Genomic DNA, 15,849 nt, shown 5'->3' with positions numbered 1-15,849 from the left:
CCACCGGCCCCGTGACCTGACAGGAGTCGGCGAGGGACTCGTACTGCGGCGCCACCCCTCGCCGTCGATGCCGTGGCGCCGCCTGTTCGCCATCCACGGTCGGGTGTCTTTAACTCCGGCGCGGGCGGAGCGACGGTATGGAACCACACGGGAATCACGACCCGTCGCGAGGGTATCGGTCGTCGATTCACGGAGGGAGCGTATCGTGAGCGACCGCACGCAGGGGTTCGCCCGCACGCTCATCATCGTCCTCGTCGCGGTGCTGAGCGTCGTCGCCGGCTACGTCCTGTTCGTCTGGTTCCCCGGCGACCTGGCCGAGCTGCTGGGCGTGGTGCTGGTGCTGGCGACGGTGGGGGCAGGCCTCCAGTTCGGCAGCCGCATCGCGGGCTCGCTGTACCCGACGTACAACGTGGCGGAGGTGGCCGTCGAGGGGCCCATCACCCGCGACGGCGGGAGCAGCCCACTTCCCTCGACACCCACCACGCCGGGTGCCGACGATATCGTCGAGCAGATGGAGCGTGCGGACGAGGACGACGCGGTCGACGCCCTGCTCGTCAAGCTCAACACGCCCGGCGGCGCGGTCGTGCCCAGCGACGACATCCGGCTGGCCGCAGAGCGGTTCGATGGAGTGACCGTCGCGTACACCACGGACACCTGCGCCAGCGGCGGCTACTGGATCGCCTCGGGCTGCGACGAGCTGTGGGCTCGCGAGGGGTCGGTGGTCGGCTCCATCGGCGTCCGGAGCCCACGCTTCACCGCAACCGGGCTGCTGGAGAAACTCGGTGTCGAGTACAAGCAGTTCGTCGCCGGCGAGTACAAGGAGGCCGGCTCCCCGTTCACCGAACTCGATGAGGACGAGCGCGAGTACCTGCAGGGGATCACCGACGAGTTCTACGAGACGTTCGTCGAGACAGTGGCCGAGGGGCGCGACCTCGACGAGGACTTCGTACGTGACACCGAGGCACGCGTCTATCTCGGGTCGGAGGCCCACGACCTCGGGCTGGTCGACGACCTCGGCACCCGCGACGACGTGGAGGACCGGCTGGCGACGCTGCTGGGGACGGAGCCGCGCGTGTCGACCTTCGAGCCCCGGCGTGGGCTGGGGGCGCGCCTCCGCGGCGGTGCGAGCGGCGTGGCGTACGCGCTCGGGCAGGGCCTCGCGGATGCGGTCACGCCCGACGACGAGGTCGAGGTCCGTGCCGAACGGTGACGCCGTGCCGCGGGAGCCAGCCTGAACCCTTTTATCCGGGCGCCACCACCTCCCGTGCGTGAGTACGCTCGTCGTCTGTGTGGACCGCAGGGGGGACCTCGCCGACGGTGAGCCGGTGGTGGGGCGTGACGCCATCGAATCGCTGGTGATGGATATCGGCGTCGAGGACCCGGAGACCTCCCGCGTCAACAGCTTCCTCGAGACGCTTCGGGTCGCGGACGACATCGAGGCGGAGGGCGACGAGGCCATCGTCGCGGTGGTCTCGGGCGGCGGCGATGGCGTCGACGCCGACCGCGCGGTCGCCCGACAGACCGACCGGCTGGTCGAGGAGTACGGCCCCGATTCGGCCGTCGTCGTCACCGACAGCGCCGAGGACGAGCGGCTGGTCCCCATCGTCGAATCACGGATTCGCGTCGACGCGGTCGACCGCGTGGTCGTCCGGCAGAGCCACGACATCGAGTCCACCTACTACGTCCTCAAGCAGTTCCTCGCCGACGAGGAACTGCGCGCGACGGTGCTGGTCCCCATCGGCGCGGCCCTGCTGGCGTTCCCCGTCCTGCTGTTGCTGGCGGACTCGCTGACGGTCGCCGTGTCGGCCATCGCCGCCGTCATCGGCGTGTTCCTCCTCTACAAGGGGCTGGGCGTCGACGACTGGCTGGCCGCGCTGCCGGGCGCGGTGCGGGACGCCTTCTACTCCGGGCAGGTGTCGCTCGTGACGTATGTCGTCGGCGCCGGGCTCGCGATGGTCGGCGTCTTCGCCGGCGCCATCGACGTGTCGAACACGGCGGCGAGCCCGGTCATCCTCGGGATGCGGTTCGTCTTCGCGGCAGTCCCGTGGCTGGCGCTGGCCGCTCTCACCGCCTCGACCGGGCGGCTCATCGACGAGTTCCTCGCCGAGGAACAGGTCCCAAACGCCTTCCTCAACCTCCCGTTCGGCGTGGTCGCGGTCGGACTCGTCGTCCGCGGGTTCTCGGCGTACTTCCTCGAACGCGCGGGCGAGATTCCGTCGGTGATGGTCCCCGCAACCGAACTGGGCCCAGTCTCCGTCGAGGGGTTCACCGTCACCGTCTGGACCCGGCTGGCCGTGTACGTCCTGCTCGGTATCGCCATCAGTCTCGGCGGCGTCCGCTTCACCTCATACATCACCACCGAGGAGAGCGTCGAGGAGGAGTTCCCGGAGTCGTGAGTCGACACGCGCCGCCGTCCGGAGAGCGGTGTGGCTAAAGCGGTCGCATCGCTATTCGAGGTATGACCGACGCGGCTGACGCCGACGGGCTTCCCATGGACCAGCCCTGGGTGAGCCTCTTCTCCGGCGGGAAGGACTCCTCGTGGGCACTCTACCGGGCGCTGGAGGCGGGTCTTCCGGTCGAGCGACTCGTGACCGTCCACCCGGAGGGCGACTCCTACATGTACCACACGCCGGCGACGGACCTGACGGCGCTGGCCGCCGAGAGCATCGGCATCGACCTCGTCGACGTCTATCCCGACGACTTCGAGGCCGCGGCGGCGACCGACTCGGGCGCGCAGGGTGACCGTGAACTGGAACCCCTGGAGCGCGCGCTCGAGGACCTGCGCGAGGGACTCGGTGGCCTCGGCGGTGTCACCGCCGGCGCCGTCGAGAGCGAGTACCAGACCTCACGCATCCGGTCGATGGCGGACCGCCTCGGCTGTGCGGTGTTCGCGCCGCTGTGGCAGGAGGACCCCCGCATGCTAGCCGAGGCGATGCTGGATGCCGGGTTCGACATCCGCATCGTGCAGGTGGCCGCGGGTGGCCTCGACGAGTCGTGGCTCGGCCGGCGACTGGACGAGGCGGCGCTCGCCGACCTCGAGGCTCTCAACGAGGAGTACGGTGTCCACATCCTCGGCGAGGGCGGGGAGTTCGAGACGTTCGTCGTCGACGGGCCCCACATGGCCCGGCGAATCAGCCTCGAGTTCGAGGCGGTGTGGGAGGGAACGCGGGGGCACGTCCGGGTCACGAGCGCGTCGCTTGAGTGAGTCACCTCACTCGACAGTGAGTCGGGTTACTCGCCGTTCGTCAGGCGGGTGTGCGCGCCCACGAGCGCGCCCGCGAGGTCGATATCCTCGACGTGGGTCTCCTCGTCGATGATGGAGTCGTGGATCTCGCAGTCCTCGACGTGCGCGTTCGGGAAGACGAGCGACCGGTCGAGGGTCGTGTCCTCGACGTGGGCGCCCGACATGACGTGGACGTTCTCGCCGATCGCCGTGTCGACGACGGTGGCGTCGTCGGCGACGATGCTGTCGCCCTCCAGATACCACGCGACGGTCTCGAGGTACGATTCGGGGGTGCCGATGTCGAACCACGCGCCGTCGAAGACGAAGGCGTCGACCTCGGTCCGCTCCTGGAGCCACTGGAGGTACCAGCCCGGTTCGTCGGGGTTGTTGCCGCTCTCGAGGTACTCCTCGAACCGGAGCTGGTCCCGGGGGAAGGCGTAGCAGGCGATTGAGACGAGCGTGCTCTTCGGGTCGTCGGGCTTCTCCTGGAAGTCGACGACGCGGTCGCCGTCGAGTTCGACGAGGCCGTACGAGCTCGCCTTCTCGCGCGAGCCGACATCGTAGGCCGCCAGCGATGGGGCTCCCTTCGCCTCGAAGAAGTCGACGAACTCGCTGAGGTCGAAGTCGACGAGGTTGTCGCCCGCGACGACGAGCAGGTCGTCGTCGATGCCCTCGCGGTCGACGAGTTGCCCGAGCGCCCCCACGACGCCGAACTTCTCGTCCTCCTCGGTGGTCTCCTCGACGGAGACGACGGGCTTCTCGAACTCGCTCTCGGCGAGGTGCTCGCGGAACTCGTCGGCGAACCGCTCGTTGGTGGAGACGTAGACGTCGCCGATGCGGTCGTCGGACTCGAGTTCGCGGAAGATACGGTCGACGACGGTGGTCTCGCCGACAGGGAGGAACATCTTCGGCCGGTGTTTCGTGATGGGCCACAGGCGCGTCGCGTACCCACCAGCCAGGACGACAGCGTGCATACCGCGTGGCGTCGGCACCCCCGTGCAAGTCAGTTTCCCTTCCCGGCCCGCCGAAGGCGCCGGGGGAAGGGATTTGCCGGGGGGCCACCTACGCCACGGCATGCAGGGCGTCGACGAACCAACCACCCGGGAGCGGATTACGGACCAACTCCGGTCGGAGGCACTCCGGGCCAGCGCCATCGCCAGCGAGTTCGACATCACAACCGACCAGGCACTCTCGCACGTCCGGCACATCGCCCGGTCGCTCGATGCGGCCGACGAGCAGTTGCTGGTCGCGCCGCCGGAGTGTCGCGACTGCGGGTTCTCGGCGTTCGACGACCCGGTGAACCGCCCCTCGCGGTGCCCGGACTGCAAGTCCGAGGCCGTCGAGGAGCCGGCGTTCCGCGTCGACTAGGGGCCGGTCGAGCCACCGATGGCCCGCTCCAGCCGGTGGCGGAGTTCGGCCGGACGCTCGTCGGTCACGTCGATTGCGGTCGAGAACTCGTAGGCGCCCGAGGCCTCGTACATCACGTCCGTGTCCATGTCGGCACGGAGATGGAGCCGGAGGTCGGACTCGGTGGGGACCGCCACCACGGTCAGCCGCCGGACGCTCCCGACGAAGCTCCCCGACTGCGGATGACAGTCGAACTGCTGGACGACGGGGTGGTCGTCCCCGACGCCCGGCGCGGCCTCGCGCTCCCCCCGACCTGTCAACGGGACGGCCCGGTGCGGGACGACCCCGAGTTCCTCGAGTTCCTGAAGCACCAGCCGGAGCCGTCGGCCGGGTTCGACGTGGAGCTCGTCCTCGTCGTGTGTATCGACCCCCCAGTCGATGGCGAGGTCCGTGTCCACCCACACGTTCGTCCCCTCCAGCGTGATGGGCGTCCAGGGCGGGATGTCAATCGTTGCCTCGAACCACCGGTCGGTCTCCGGCGTGATGTCGAGGTCCGTGGCGAGGGGCGTCCGCCCGATCTCCACCACGCGCTCGCCGTGACCGGTCTGTGCCCTGGTGAACAGGCCGGCCACCAGTTCCGTCGCGTGCTGGTGGTCCCGCCCTCCCTCGATCTCCACCCGTGCGGTCACCGACTCGCCCGCGGTCACACGGGTCGTCGGAAGCACCGTATCGACCGTCGCACTTCCGACACCCAGTCGCGAGAGCAGCCCCATGACCTGCGCTTCCGGGTGGTGCATCATGAGCGTTTCCGCGAGGGACCCGCTCGGACGAGCGCCGGTAGCGACCCCTCAGGAACCGGTGAAATCGATGCGCCCGCCGGGTGAGCCGGTCGAGAGGTCACGGTCCCCGTCCGGTCCCGTCGAGTCGAACTCGTAGCGGTCGTCGGTCAGGTAGACCCCGCCGTCGTGGACCGTCACCTCGACCTCGTCGAGTACGGCGCCCTCGCAGGGGCCGTGCGTGCAGACGCCGTCGTCGAGCCGGAAGGTGGCGGCGTGCTTGTTGCACCACAGTTCCCCATCCCGGACGCGAGCGCCGCTGCCCTTGTCGAGGCGCACGTCGGTCCAGTGCTGGCAGTAGTTCTTCCAGCAGCCGATGCCGGTGTCCTCGTCACCCAGGGCCGTGCCACCCGCCTCGGCATCGCTCGACGGCGCGCCGCCACCGAACCGGACGAGCAGCGCCTCCCCGGTGTCGAACCCGTCACGGTAGGTGAAGAGGAAGGTCCCCGCCCCGGGAACGTCCTCCACGTCGCAGATTCGCTGGTCGTCGCTGACCTCCATTCTGCCCCGGCATTGGCGAGCGGGCGATTCAACCCTTGCGATGGGGCGAGATAGAACCCAGCACGCGTTCGGTTCGAACGGCGCTGATTGTCAGCGAGAATTACGAATAGCAGCGTTCTTCCACTCGTTCATCGTAGAGTCGCTGAAGAAGTGATGTAATCGGCCCACCACCGACATCGATGCCGTCGATGGACGCCACCGGGCGGAGTTCCCAGGTCCGGTTGGTGAGGAAGGCTTCGTCGGCGTCCCGGACCGTGTCGAGGTCGTAGTGGCCGGTCTCGACCGGGAACGACTCGGCCTCGGCCAGTTCGAGCGTGACCTCTCTGGTGATACCGGGGAGCAGGTCGCCGGGTTCGGGTGTCTTCAGGGTACCGTCGTCGACGAAGAAGAGGTTGCTCGTGGCGCCCTCCGCGACGTTCCCGTTGAAGTCGCGCATGAGCGCCTCGTCCGGGGCGTACGTGTCGCTGGTCGCGCGGCGGAGTTCCAGCCGGGCGAGCGTGCCGTTGAGGTAGTTGTGCGTCTTCGCGTCCGCCGGCAGCGCGGCGTCGGGGATACGGCGGGTCCGCACCGTCTGTACGACCGCGGGGTCGTCCCAGACCGGTTCCCCACCGTGGTCGGGCAGGCCGCCACGCGGGAGCGGCTGGGCGACCACCACGACCGTCGGTTCGAGCTCGGCTTCCGGCGGCGGGGTGAGTTTGCCCTGTGTCGGGCCGCGGGTGACCGAGACACGGACGTACGCGTCGTCGAACGCGTTCTCGTCGATGGTGTCAGCCACCCGGACCGCGAGGTCGTCCGGGACGGCCGCGGCCATCCCGAGCGTCTCGCAGGTCCGTTCCAGCCGCGCCAGGTGGCGGTCCCAGTCGAGAATCTCACCGCCGTAGGCCCGCATCGTCTCGAACGCCGCGTCGCCGTACCGGAATCCTCTGTCCTCGACCGAGACCCGGGCCGACCCGCGGGGGACCAGCCGTCCGTTCACGTGGTAGATGCGCTCGCCGTTCCCGCCCGTATCCGTCATCGTGTCGGCGAACGGACGGGGGCCGCTTCGCTCTTGTCGTGTCGAACGCGCCACGCCAACACTCATGTCCGGTCCGGCCCTTTCGGTGGGCATGGAAATCGAGCTCCGGTTCTTCGCGACGTTCCGGCAGGCCGTCGGGTCGAAGACCATCGAACGCGAGGTCGACGACGGTGCCGACGTCGGGGTGGTCCTCCGGGCACTGGAGGCAGAGTTCGACGGGCTCGAGGGCGAGATACTCGACGACGCGGGCGAGTTGCGGCCACAGCTCTCCGTCCTGAAGAACGGCCGCGAGGTCGTCCACATGTCGGGGCTCGCCACACCACTCGAGGACGGGGACGCGGTCTCGGTCTTCCCGCCGGTCGCCGGGGGAAGCGGGGAGTCCACCGAGGACGAGCGAGAGCGCATCACCCGAGAGAAGGCCTTCCGGGGTATCTCGGAGCGGCTCGCGCGTCACTACCTCGTCAATCTCGGCGGCGAGGAGGTCGACGACCACGTCGTCGTGGGGCCGGACTGGCGGGTCGAGACCAGCGCGGAGAAGGTCAACGTCGCGGGGTCGATGACCCTGACGGAGGTGACGGTCACGTTCGAGGGGCCGCCGGAGACGCTGGACCCGCTGATGGAGAAGTTCGGCCGGAAGGCCATGCGCGCCGGAGGCTGAAGATGGCCGGCGACGGCGACCCGATGGACGGGCAGGTCCTGCTGCTGGCGGCGGCGAAGGCGAGTGTGAGCCCACAGCGGCTCCCGGACCTCGTCGACCTCGCGCAGGCCCATCTCACCGACCGGCTCACCGAGTACCTGCGGACGTACGAGGTGGCCTTCGACGAGGACGACCGCGTCGGCTTCTTCGTCGAGGCCGACCACTGGGGCGACCTCGGCCAGCGACTCGGCTTCACCGAGCAGGAGACGGACGCGCTCCGCCGGGTCCACGGCGCGCAACTCCGCCGCATCGGGACCGACACCGACCGACACGAGGAGTTCGAGGCGGCACTCGACATCCGTGAGGCCGTGGTCATCGGCCGCTAATCGCCACCACGGACAGCCAGCCGCGCACCGAGGCCAGGACGCCCCCAAGTGAGGCAGTTCCTTCGCTACACGCGCTGTGGCAGGGCAGACCTCGCCGTACGCCTCCCGACCCGCGGGCTTTTTGGCCCTGGGTAGCCGAACGAAACCGTATGGATATCTCGGTCGTGATACCCACCCTGAATGGGCGGGAGCGGTTGGCGGCCTGTCTCGACTCGCTCGTCGAGCGAGCGCCGGATGTCGAGACGGTGGTCGCCAACGGCCCTTCGGCGGACGGGACCAGCGGGATGGTCCGCGACCGGGACGACGTGGACGTGCTCGTCGAGCTGGACGAGCGGAACGTGAACGTCGCTCGCAACGCCGGCGCGGCGCGTGCGAGTGGCGATATCATCGCCTTCCTGGGCGACGAGCTCGTGGTCGCGGAGGGATGGCTGGATGCCCTCCGCGACCGGATGCCCGGCGTCGACAGCGACCCCGAGACGGAGACAGGAAAGCAGGTGGCGACCGACGGCGGTGCCAGCGCGGACGAGCACAGCGAAAGCGACGGTGACGAGAAGAGCGAGGCCGCAGCGGACGAACGCCCGGTCGGGGCCTTCTCCGGGCCGACGAACCGGCAGCTCCGTGCGGGACTCGCCACGGAGGAGGTCGAGACACGCCGCATAAAGGGTCGGTCGGTAACCTACGTCAACCCGCGCAACGTCGCGTTCACCCAGGTGGCGCTGAACGAGATCGACGGGTTCGACGAGTACCTCGAGGTCGGAGGGGCGCGGGACGCGGCCCATCGACTGGCCGCGACGGGGTACGAGGTCGACTGGCGGCCGGGAATGGCGGTCCGGTTCGACCCCGAGCACGGCCCGTCGACCCGGGCCGACGGCGGCGAGGAGGCCGAGTGGCGCTGGCGCTATCGGTCGCTGGCCTACCGGCTCGCGAAGAACTACGGCCCGCGACCGACCGTCGCCTACCGGGTCTGTCGCCACGCGCTCGATGACGCGTGGACGGGACTCCGCGAGGTCGGCCGCGGCGAGGGACGACCCTCCGTCTGGCTCGGAAACGGCCGCGATGTCGCCCTGGGCATGGGGCGCGGGCTGGCCGACGGCATCCGGGCACGCTACCGCGACCGCGACCCTCGGCGGAACCCCAACGGTCTCTCCTCGCGGACGAACCGGGCTGTCACGGTCTTCGACCGGCGCGGGTAGCCCCCCGTCAGATGTGTCAGGGCGCCAGCGACGATACCACCCGCGAGGGGTTGGCGTCGAACGCCCGGCGCATCGTATCCTCGGGAATCGAACAGGTCAGGAGTGTCATCACGGCCACGTTGGGATGGGCCTCCCCGGCACGGCTGGCGAACAGCACACGGTCGGGATGCTCGCGGAGCGCCCGCTCGAGCAGCGACCGTGTCCGGACGGTCCCCGTGTCGAGGTGGAGGTCGTCGTGACGGTCCAGCAGGTCGACGGCGGTCGCGAACAACTCGCGGGTCCCCGGGTCGCCACCGACCCCACCGAGGACGACGGGGAACCCGCGGCCACAGAGGTCGGCCACCCGCGAAGGGGGGAACCCGTTGCCGGCCGTCACCAGCACGGGCAGGCCCACGTCGCCGAGCGCGTCGAGCGTCTCTCGGGTCGGCAGGCCGTCCCGGGCCGGGTCCATGGCGAAGCCGTGGAATCGGTCGTCGTACCCGTACTGCGCGACGGAGTCGGCGCCTGGGTGGTCACCCGGGTGTGAGCGCTCGCCGGCCGGGGCGCCCGGCACGCGCGGGCCGGAGAGCCGGGCGAAGGGGACGAACGGCCGGTCGACAGACCGGCGGGCGACGGCGTTGTTGGCCGCGAGGTAGCCACCCTCGCTCGGCCGGGCGGGTGGCGTGACGACAGCCCGTACCACGCCCGCCTGCCGGAGTTCTCGCTCCAGTCGGTCGGGCACGACCGCACGTCCTCTGGACCCGCCCCGCTCGCCGGGCAGCGTCGCCCCGACATCGACGACCCTGAACCCGTGCTCGAGTTCGAGCATACCGATAGGTCGGAACGGGCCCGCAAAACCGTTCCCCCGACCTCGGTCCGGGGCAGTCGGGGCCGCGTCCGGGCCGCTCGCGCGCCGGTTCGGAGCCGACACCGGCACGCGACCGTCGGGCGGACGGCGGGGACGCTGGGGAACGCCGGTGAACCGACCACAGACCTACCACATCGAGTACACTAGTCCGGGACCAGCCCGACACGCACCGGCCAGAGGGATAAGCGGCCCTCCAATCACGGGGAGATACGTCTATTATCGGTTCCGGCAACTTATGTCACCCGAGTTTGTATAAGGGACCCTTAGTCACATAGCAGTGTACGTATTGTTTTGTCACACATATAGCGAGGCTTTACGGAAGGGTACGGGCCACTACGGGTATGAGCACGACGCCGGAGGAGCAGACAGCCGAGTCGCCCCTGACAGACCCCGAGTTCCGCGAGCGTCTGCGCGAACTCCCGCCGAGTGCGAAACTCGTCGCGAAGGTCCTCGAGGACGCCTCTCCGCTCTCCCAGGGCCAGCTGGCCGAGGAGTCGCTCCTCCCCGACCGTACCGTGCGCTACGCGCTGAACCGGCTGGAAGAGGAGGACCTCGTCGGGTCGCGCTACTCCTTCCACGACGCCCGCAAGCAGGTCTACTTCCTCACGGAGTAACGCCAGCGTCCAGCGACCACGCTTTTCCTTCCCGCACCCGACCCGCAGGTATGGACTGTAACCGCGTCTCCCTCTCCGTCGCCACCCGCGCGCCCACGGGGCAGACCGCCGCCTACATCCTCGGGAGTGACAGCGCCCTCCTGGTCGACCCGGCCGCCGTGACCGACGAACTCGACGACGCGCTCGCCGACCGTACCGTCGACCACGTCGCCGTGACACACCACCACCCGGACCACGTGGGTGCGGTCGAGCGGTACGCGGTCGCCCACGACGCGACGGTCTGGTGCCGGTACGGTCGTGCCGCCGACTTCGAGGCCGCGACCGGCGTGGCGCCCGACCGGACGTTCGTCGACGGCACGACCATCCCCACCGCCGACGGGGAGGTGACCGTCGTCGACACGCCGGGCCACGCGCCCGAGCACGTCGGCTTCCGGTTCGCTGACGACGACATCGGGGGCGCCACTGCGTATCTCGTGGGCGACCTCGCGGTCGCCGCCGGGAGCGTCGTCGTCGGCGCGCCGCAGGGCGACATGCGCGCCTACGTCTCGTCGCTTCGCCGCCTCTGGGCCCGCAACCCGGAGACGCTCTACCCCTCGCACGGCCCCGTCATCGCCGACCCCCGCGAGACCTGCGCTCGCCTCATCGCCCACCGGCGTGACCGCGAGGAGCGCGTCCGCCGCGCGGTCCACGACGGCGCCCGGACCGTCGAGGAGATAACCGACACGGCGTACGAGAAAGACCTCTCGGGGGTCCGCGATATGGCCGAGGCCACCGTCATCGCACATCTCGAGAAACTCGCCGTCGAGGGGCACGTCCACTGGGACGGTGCCGAGGCGACGCCAGTGTGAGCGAGAAGGCGATATTATCGAGAAATTGGCGCAGTACGCCGTAAATTCGAACTATACCTGTCGAAAAGGGCTCCTCAGTGACCATGTCACGACTTCTCACCACACAACGATTATACACGCCCACCCGGTAGCTCCAGCCGATGTCGACGCTCGTCTCGCTCACCGCCGGTGTCGCCTTCGGCCTGGCGCTGGCCGCGCCACCGGGACCGATGAACGCCGTCATCGCCGAGGAGTCCGTTCTCCGGGGCTGGCTCTCCGGGTTCCAGGCCGGTCTCGGGGCCGCGACGGCCGATTTCATCTTCTTCCTGCTCGCGGTCGCCGGCGTCGTGACCTTCGTGCGCCAGTCCGCGCTCGTAACGGGGTTGATGGTCGGTCTCGGCGGTATCCTGATGCTCTACTTCGCCTACGGGGCCGTCGCGGACGTCCGCGAGACGTTCACCGACGCCGACGCCGCGCTCGACGAGTCGAGTCGGGGGTTCCGGAAGGCGTTCGTGCTGGCGCTCACCAACCCCTACCAGATCGTCTTCTGGCTCACGGTCGGCGTCGGGCTTCTCGAACCCGGCACCCTGGACGCACTCGCGCCGCTCTCGGAGGCCCTGTCCGGACTCCTGGTCGTCGAGACGGGGTCGCCCGCACTGCTCGTCGGCCTGTTCGTCGGTATCGGGGTCTGGGTCACGGGCTTCCCGGCCGCGCTCGTGGGCGCCCAGCGCCGGGTCGACCGACTCGCCCCGGCCGTCGCCGGAGTGAGTGCGCTCGTGCTGGCCGGGTTCGGCGTGTTCTACCTCGTCCGCGCGGCCGAGACGCTGTCGGGGCTCTGAACGGCGAGGGCTCGCGTATCCGGCCGTCGCTGCCGGCTGCGGCTACCCGGACTCGTTCCGACCCGGGGGCTCCATGTCCGCGATTTCACCCTCCAGCCACTCCTTGAACCACCGGACCCGCTTGAGCCGCTGGTGGGCGATGCTCTCGGCGGTGTCCGAGCGGACGCGCTGGGCGGCGTCCTCGCCGCGCTCCAGCACCCGGCCCACCATCTCGTTGGCGTCCATGTGGGTGCGGGACTCGTAGCCCATCCGGAGCAGCATCAGGGCGGTGCCGTTGGCGCCCACCTTGTCGAGCAGGTCGGCCTCCATCAGGCAGCGCGACTCCAGCGTCACGTCGGCGAGGTCGCCCTGGTAGGAGTGCTCGCGGACCGCGCGGCAGACCGCATCGACGAACGACTCCGGGTACTCCCCGTGCGTCTCCAGGTACTCCCGGGCGACGCGAGCGCCCTCCTCGGCGTGGACGTCCTGGTCGGCTTCCAGTTTCGAGATGTCGTGGAACAGCGCCGCGACCCGCGTCACGTCCACGTTGGCGCCCTCCTCCCGGGCGATATCGGTCGCCAGCTCGGTCACGTTGAGGATGTGGTTGAACCGGTACTCCGCGCTGTGCCACGGGTACCAGCGCATCCGCCCACCCTCCTCCTCGTTCTCGACCGAGGCCGCGAGGTAGTCGTGGACGAACCCCTTCATCGCCTCGAACTCCGCGTCGGTGACGGGCGACTCCTTTATCTCAACGCCCATCGACCCACCTCCGGGACGGCATTGCCGCACGAACGTCAGTCATGTTACGTAACTAAAGGTGGTTTCCAGTCTTAGTGATTATGGTACTGGTCGCAGCAGGAAAGCAGCCATATACCACCTCTACAACCCGGTATCGGGCGCTTCGGCACTCACCAATGGTCGGTGGCCACCGGTCGGCTTTTACTGGTGGTTGACACCATCCAGCGGGTCCCCGGGATGGGGCGACGGGAGAGCCTGTCCCCGGAGCGCGGCGGCCGGGGGCGCGAGGTGGACGGACTTCGAGTTCACCGCGCCAGCGAGGTGGTTTTATGCCGGGCCCCACCGTCACCTGCACGTATGCAGGTTCGAGAAGCGACCCCGGCGGACGAGTCGGCAATCCGCTCTATCGCGAAGCGGTCGATGGAGGCGTCCTACTCCCTCTCACCCGGAGCGATCGAGGAGGCAATCGAACGCTGGTACTCCAGCGAGACGTTCACCGAGAAGCTCCAGGACGACGACGTGCTGTTCCTCGTGGTCGACGACGGCGTCGAACTGGTGGCGTTCTCCGAGAGCGAACTGGTCGACGACCACGGGGACATCAACTGGCTCCACGTCGACCCGATGCACCGGGGCGAGAGCATCGGCGGGGAGCTGTTCCGCGAGACGCGGCGCGCGCTCCGGGACCGCGGTGCCGAGACCATCCGTGGGCGGGTCCTCTCGGACAACACGGAGGGCAACAAGTTCTACGAGCGCCAGGGCCTCGTCAAGAGCGGCGAGGGGCGGGTCGAGCTCGACGGACCCACGTTCGTCGAGAACGTCTACACGGACGCCGAGACCGAGGACCTGGAGGCGGCCACGACGCCGGACGGCGACGAGGTTTACATCGACCATCTCGACACGGACCGGGGTTCGAAGGGCGCGTTCCACACCGTCTACACGGACGAGAACCGCGAGAACAAGTGGGGCTACTACTGCGGGAACTGCGAGACGTTCATCACGTCGATGGACACGATGGGCCGGATGGAGTGCGACGAGTGTGGGAACCAGCGCAAGCCCACGCGCTGGGACGCCGCGTACATGTAACCCGACCGGGCCGTTCGCTCAATCGAGATACTGTTCTTCCCAGTCGCGCCGGGCGTCGATCTCCCGACGACCACGACGTGTCAGCGTGTAGTAGTTCGTTCGCCGGTCATGCTGACCCTTCTCGACGAGGCCCTTCTCGACCAGGGTATCGAGGTTCGGATACAGTCGACCGTGGTGGATCTCCTTCTCGTAGTAGTCCTCCAGTTCCTCCTTGATGGCGAGGCCGTGTGGTTCGTCGCGCCCCGCGATGACGTACAACAGGTCCCGCTGGAAGCCGGTCAGGTCGTACATGGACAGTTACCTGCTCCGGACTTATTGTCGGTATCGAATAAGTATATCGCTTTCATCATGTCACTCCCCCAATCTGTGCGGGCGGGCTACCTCACGCCGTCGTGGGCGTCGTACAGGGCGAACGATGACATCTCCACTCGCTACGGGGTTCGGTGCCATCAGAAGGTAGCGGGACGCCTCCGAAGTTTGACCTGTCTTGGATACTACGGTGACGGCGGTACTGTCGCTCGTCGAGTAGTGCTCGGAAAGGAAAGCAAGGGCCGACCGGATGAAAAGGCCGGTCGGCCGTTGCCGCCCTGAATTGGTCCCCGCTGACGCTTCGGCCCTCCAAGCGAAGCGTCACCTGATACGAATCGCCGTTTCTACTTAAGCCTACCGACCGAGGGAGACGACTTGTCGTCCAGTTAGATGTACTCCTCCTCGAGCACCCAGCCCAGGGCTCGCTTGTAGTAGGTGAACATCTGCCGGACCCCCTCGTGGTTCATCTCCTCGTCGTCGAGCTCGGCCTTCAGGAACTCGTACTGCTCGCGGATTTCGTCTTCGTCACGCATAGTCCCGCGTACGGGTGCCCGGCGGAAGAACCTGACCGTCGGGGCGGTCGCTGCCGGACGGCGCGCCATCGGTTCCGCCCCCGGCCCAGCGCACGCCCCTGGTGGGGTGGTCGCACCGACCCGCCGGGGTTCAAGTGTCGGGACCCCCACCCCGCGGTATGGACGAGTTCGACGTCGAGGAACACGCGGACCCGGAGCTCGAGGACCCCGTGCTGGTCGAGGGGCTGCCCGGAGTCGGGCACGTGGGAAAGCTCGTGGCCGAACACCTGCTCGAGGAGTTCGAGGACGCGGAGCTGGTCCGGCGGGTCTACTCGGAGCACTTCCCGCCGCAGGTGGCCGTGGACGACGACGGGACCACGACGATGGCCTCCGCTGAGTTCCACGCCGTCCGGACCGACGGCGCGGACATCCTCCTCCTGTCGGGCGACCATCAGGCCACCGATGCTCCCGGCCACTACCGGCTGACCGACTGTTTCCTCGACGTGGCCGAGGCGTTCGGCGTCGAGCGCGCCTTCGCGCTGGGCGGGGTGCCGACGGGCGAATTCATCGAGGAGTACGCCGTCGTCGGCGCGGCCACGGACGACGAGCAGGTCGGGGAACTCGAAGCCGCGGGCGTGGAGTTCCGCGAGGACGAACCCGCCGGCGGCATCGTCGGTGTCTCGGGGCTGTTGCTCGGGCTCGGGGAGCGCCGCGACATCCCCACAGCCTGCCTGATGGGCGAGACGTCCGGCTATCTGGTCGATCCGAAAAGCGCCCGCGCGGTGCTGGAGGTGCTGCAGGAGGTCGTCGACTTCGAGGTCGGGTACGCGTCGCTCGAGGACCGCGCCGAGGAGATGGAGGAGGTCATCAAGAAGATCCAGGAGATGGAGCAGGGCCCCCAGAGTCCCAGCGACGAGGACCTGCGCTACATCGGGTGAGCATCGACTCGCGGGTTCCGGGCGA

At 68.9% G+C, this 15,849-nt stretch carries 20 protein-coding genes and 1 pseudogene; 13 read left to right on the top strand and 8 right to left on the bottom strand.

Going from position 1 to position 15,849, the window contains the following annotated elements:
- Positions 1 to 202: 202 nt before the first annotated feature.
- From sppA to NL115_RS15840, 3 genes are all read left to right on the top strand, one after another.
- Complete coding sequence (gene sppA, locus NL115_RS15850) at positions 203 to 1,210, top strand: signal peptide peptidase SppA (RefSeq protein WP_434084024.1); 1,008 nt, start codon at positions 203 to 205, stop codon at positions 1,208 to 1,210.
- A gap of 58 nt (positions 1,211 to 1,268) precedes the next feature.
- Positions 1,269 to 2,396, top strand: coding sequence for a DUF373 family protein (locus tag NL115_RS15845; protein ID WP_254830302.1), 1,128 nt, complete (start codon positions 1,269 to 1,271; stop codon positions 2,394 to 2,396).
- Positions 2,397 to 2,458: 62 nt separating this feature from the next.
- Positions 2,459 to 3,205 (top strand): diphthine--ammonia ligase, encoded by a 747-nt coding sequence (locus NL115_RS15840; protein WP_254830301.1) that lies wholly within the window; start codon positions 2,459 to 2,461, stop codon positions 3,203 to 3,205.
- Between the two features lie 26 nt (positions 3,206 to 3,231).
- Here the strand turns inward: NL115_RS15840 and NL115_RS15835 are convergent, their stop codons facing one another.
- Positions 3,232 to 4,197: a nucleotidyltransferase family protein gene (locus NL115_RS15835; protein WP_254830300.1), complete on the bottom strand. Its 966-nt coding sequence runs from the start codon at positions 4,195 to 4,197 to the stop codon at positions 3,232 to 3,234.
- Between the two features lie 100 nt (positions 4,198 to 4,297).
- Between NL115_RS15835 and NL115_RS15830 the strand changes: the two genes are divergently transcribed.
- On the top strand, positions 4,298 to 4,591 hold the full coding sequence (locus tag NL115_RS15830; protein ID WP_254830299.1) for a transcriptional regulator: 294 nt from the start codon (positions 4,298 to 4,300) through the stop codon (positions 4,589 to 4,591).
- Here NL115_RS15830 and NL115_RS15825 read toward each other — a convergent pair.
- The 3 genes from NL115_RS15825 to NL115_RS15815 form a co-directional block, all read right to left on the bottom strand.
- Complete coding sequence (locus NL115_RS15825) at positions 4,588 to 5,343, bottom strand: sporulation protein (RefSeq protein WP_254830298.1); 756 nt, start codon at positions 5,341 to 5,343, stop codon at positions 4,588 to 4,590. The genes NL115_RS15830 and NL115_RS15825 overlap by 4 nt on opposite strands.
- Positions 5,344 to 5,418: 75 nt before the next feature.
- Complete coding sequence (locus NL115_RS15820) at positions 5,419 to 5,907, bottom strand: Rieske (2Fe-2S) protein (RefSeq protein ID WP_254830297.1); 489 nt, start codon at positions 5,905 to 5,907, stop codon at positions 5,419 to 5,421.
- A gap of 100 nt (positions 5,908 to 6,007) precedes the next feature.
- A complete protein-coding gene (locus NL115_RS15815) occupies positions 6,008 to 6,922 on the bottom strand; it encodes an aminotransferase class IV (RefSeq protein ID WP_254830296.1) in 915 nt (304 codons plus the stop codon).
- A 91-nt stretch (positions 6,923 to 7,013) separates the two neighbouring features.
- On the opposite strand from NL115_RS15815, the pseudogene NL115_RS20735 reads away from it, so the two are divergent.
- The 4 genes and pseudogenes from NL115_RS20735 to NL115_RS15800 all read left to right on the top strand — a co-directional run.
- Positions 7,014 to 7,292: pseudogene (locus NL115_RS20735) on the top strand (ubiquitin-like small modifier protein 1); the annotation flags it as partial.
- A gap of 33 nt (positions 7,293 to 7,325) precedes the next feature.
- Entirely contained in the window at positions 7,326 to 7,580 is a 255-nt protein-coding gene (locus tag NL115_RS20730; protein ID WP_350355321.1) for a MoaD-like domain-containing protein, read from the top strand.
- A gap of 2 nt (positions 7,581 to 7,582) precedes the next feature.
- Positions 7,583 to 7,945: a DUF8048 family protein gene (locus NL115_RS15805; RefSeq protein ID WP_254830295.1), complete on the top strand. Its 363-nt coding sequence runs from the start codon at positions 7,583 to 7,585 to the stop codon at positions 7,943 to 7,945.
- Between the two features lie 149 nt (positions 7,946 to 8,094).
- Positions 8,095 to 9,138, top strand: a complete 1,044-nt coding sequence (locus NL115_RS15800) for a glycosyltransferase (RefSeq protein WP_254830294.1) — start codon at positions 8,095 to 8,097, stop codon at positions 9,136 to 9,138.
- A 16-nt stretch (positions 9,139 to 9,154) separates the two neighbouring features.
- Here NL115_RS15800 and NL115_RS15795 read toward each other — a convergent pair whose 3' ends face one another.
- The gene (locus NL115_RS15795; protein ID WP_254830293.1) at positions 9,155 to 9,946 is read right to left on the bottom strand and encodes an amidohydrolase family protein; all 792 of its coding nucleotides are present in this window, start codon (positions 9,944 to 9,946) and stop codon (positions 9,155 to 9,157) included.
- A 380-nt stretch (positions 9,947 to 10,326) separates the two neighbouring features.
- On the opposite strand from NL115_RS15795, the gene NL115_RS15790 reads away from it, so the two are divergent.
- From NL115_RS15790 to NL115_RS15780, 3 genes are all read left to right on the top strand, one after another.
- Positions 10,327 to 10,599 carry a winged helix-turn-helix transcriptional regulator gene (locus NL115_RS15790; RefSeq protein WP_254821859.1) on the top strand — a complete coding sequence of 91 codons (273 nt, stop codon included), beginning with the start codon at positions 10,327 to 10,329 and terminating at the stop codon, positions 10,597 to 10,599.
- A 50-nt stretch (positions 10,600 to 10,649) separates the two neighbouring features.
- Positions 10,650 to 11,447 carry an MBL fold metallo-hydrolase gene (locus NL115_RS15785; RefSeq protein ID WP_254830292.1) on the top strand — a complete coding sequence of 266 codons (798 nt, stop codon included), beginning with the start codon at positions 10,650 to 10,652 and terminating at the stop codon, positions 11,445 to 11,447.
- 140 nt (positions 11,448 to 11,587) lie between these two features.
- Positions 11,588 to 12,265, top strand: coding sequence for a LysE family translocator (locus NL115_RS15780; protein WP_254830291.1), 678 nt, complete (start codon positions 11,588 to 11,590; stop codon positions 12,263 to 12,265).
- A gap of 42 nt (positions 12,266 to 12,307) precedes the next feature.
- On the opposite strand, the gene NL115_RS15775 is transcribed toward NL115_RS15780, so the two are convergent.
- Positions 12,308 to 13,003 (bottom strand): HD domain-containing protein, encoded by a 696-nt coding sequence (locus NL115_RS15775; protein ID WP_254830290.1) that lies wholly within the window; start codon positions 13,001 to 13,003, stop codon positions 12,308 to 12,310.
- 336 nt (positions 13,004 to 13,339) lie between these two features.
- Between NL115_RS15775 and NL115_RS15770 the strand changes: the two genes are divergently transcribed.
- Positions 13,340 to 14,065 carry a GNAT family N-acetyltransferase gene (locus NL115_RS15770; protein WP_254830289.1) on the top strand — a complete coding sequence of 242 codons (726 nt, stop codon included), beginning with the start codon at positions 13,340 to 13,342 and terminating at the stop codon, positions 14,063 to 14,065.
- A gap of 18 nt (positions 14,066 to 14,083) precedes the next feature.
- Here NL115_RS15770 and NL115_RS15765 read toward each other — a convergent pair whose 3' ends face one another.
- Positions 14,084 to 14,356 (bottom strand): PadR family transcriptional regulator, encoded by a 273-nt coding sequence (locus tag NL115_RS15765; protein WP_254821854.1) that lies wholly within the window; start codon positions 14,354 to 14,356, stop codon positions 14,084 to 14,086.
- A 404-nt stretch (positions 14,357 to 14,760) separates the two neighbouring features.
- Entirely contained in the window at positions 14,761 to 14,907 is a 147-nt protein-coding gene (locus tag NL115_RS15760) for a DUF8555 family protein (protein WP_254821853.1), read from the bottom strand.
- 158 nt (positions 14,908 to 15,065) lie between these two features.
- On the opposite strand from NL115_RS15760, the gene NL115_RS15755 reads away from it, so the two are divergent.
- Positions 15,066 to 15,824: a proteasome assembly chaperone family protein gene (locus NL115_RS15755; protein ID WP_254830288.1), complete on the top strand. Its 759-nt coding sequence runs from the start codon at positions 15,066 to 15,068 to the stop codon at positions 15,822 to 15,824.
- The last annotated feature ends 25 nt before the right edge of the window (positions 15,825 to 15,849 follow it).

This window comes from Haloglomus salinum (assembly GCF_024298825.1).
Lineage (GTDB): Archaea > Halobacteriota > Halobacteria > Halobacteriales > Haloarculaceae > Haloglomus > Haloglomus salinum.
The sequence above is the reverse complement of the archived record's forward strand: the minus strand, read 5'-3'. Positions and strand labels throughout refer to the sequence as shown.

Excerpts from the sequence above, each read along its gene's own strand:
- NL115_RS15840 (WP_254830301.1), top strand. The coding sequence starts at position 2,459 with ATGACCGACGCGGCTGACGCCGACGGGCTTCCCATGGACCAGCCCTGG.
- NL115_RS15835 (WP_254830300.1), bottom strand. The coding sequence starts at position 4,197 with ATGCACGCTGTCGTCCTGGCTGGTGGGTACGCGACGCGCCTGTGGCCC.
- NL115_RS15830 (WP_254830299.1), top strand. The coding sequence starts at position 4,298 with ATGCAGGGCGTCGACGAACCAACCACCCGGGAGCGGATTACGGACCAA.
- NL115_RS15825 (WP_254830298.1), bottom strand. The coding sequence starts at position 5,343 with ATGGGGCTGCTCTCGCGACTGGGTGTCGGAAGTGCGACGGTCGATACG.
- NL115_RS15820 (WP_254830297.1), bottom strand. The coding sequence starts at position 5,907 with ATGGAGGTCAGCGACGACCAGCGAATCTGCGACGTGGAGGACGTTCCC.
- NL115_RS15815 (WP_254830296.1), bottom strand. The coding sequence starts at position 6,922 with ATGACGGATACGGGCGGGAACGGCGAGCGCATCTACCACGTGAACGGA.
- NL115_RS15805 (WP_254830295.1), top strand. The coding sequence starts at position 7,583 with ATGGCCGGCGACGGCGACCCGATGGACGGGCAGGTCCTGCTGCTGGCG.
- NL115_RS15800 (WP_254830294.1), top strand. The coding sequence starts at position 8,095 with ATGGATATCTCGGTCGTGATACCCACCCTGAATGGGCGGGAGCGGTTG.
- NL115_RS15795 (WP_254830293.1), bottom strand. The coding sequence starts at position 9,946 with ATGCTCGAACTCGAGCACGGGTTCAGGGTCGTCGATGTCGGGGCGACG.
- NL115_RS15790 (WP_254821859.1), top strand. The coding sequence starts at position 10,327 with ATGAGCACGACGCCGGAGGAGCAGACAGCCGAGTCGCCCCTGACAGAC.
- NL115_RS15785 (WP_254830292.1), top strand. The coding sequence starts at position 10,650 with ATGGACTGTAACCGCGTCTCCCTCTCCGTCGCCACCCGCGCGCCCACG.
- NL115_RS15780 (WP_254830291.1), top strand. The coding sequence starts at position 11,588 with ATGTCGACGCTCGTCTCGCTCACCGCCGGTGTCGCCTTCGGCCTGGCG.
- NL115_RS15775 (WP_254830290.1), bottom strand. The coding sequence starts at position 13,003 with ATGGGCGTTGAGATAAAGGAGTCGCCCGTCACCGACGCGGAGTTCGAG.
- NL115_RS15770 (WP_254830289.1), top strand. The coding sequence starts at position 13,340 with ATGCAGGTTCGAGAAGCGACCCCGGCGGACGAGTCGGCAATCCGCTCT.
- NL115_RS15765 (WP_254821854.1), bottom strand. The coding sequence starts at position 14,356 with ATGTACGACCTGACCGGCTTCCAGCGGGACCTGTTGTACGTCATCGCG.
- NL115_RS15760 (WP_254821853.1), bottom strand. The coding sequence starts at position 14,907 with ATGCGTGACGAAGACGAAATCCGCGAGCAGTACGAGTTCCTGAAGGCC.
- NL115_RS15755 (WP_254830288.1), top strand. The coding sequence starts at position 15,066 with ATGGACGAGTTCGACGTCGAGGAACACGCGGACCCGGAGCTCGAGGAC.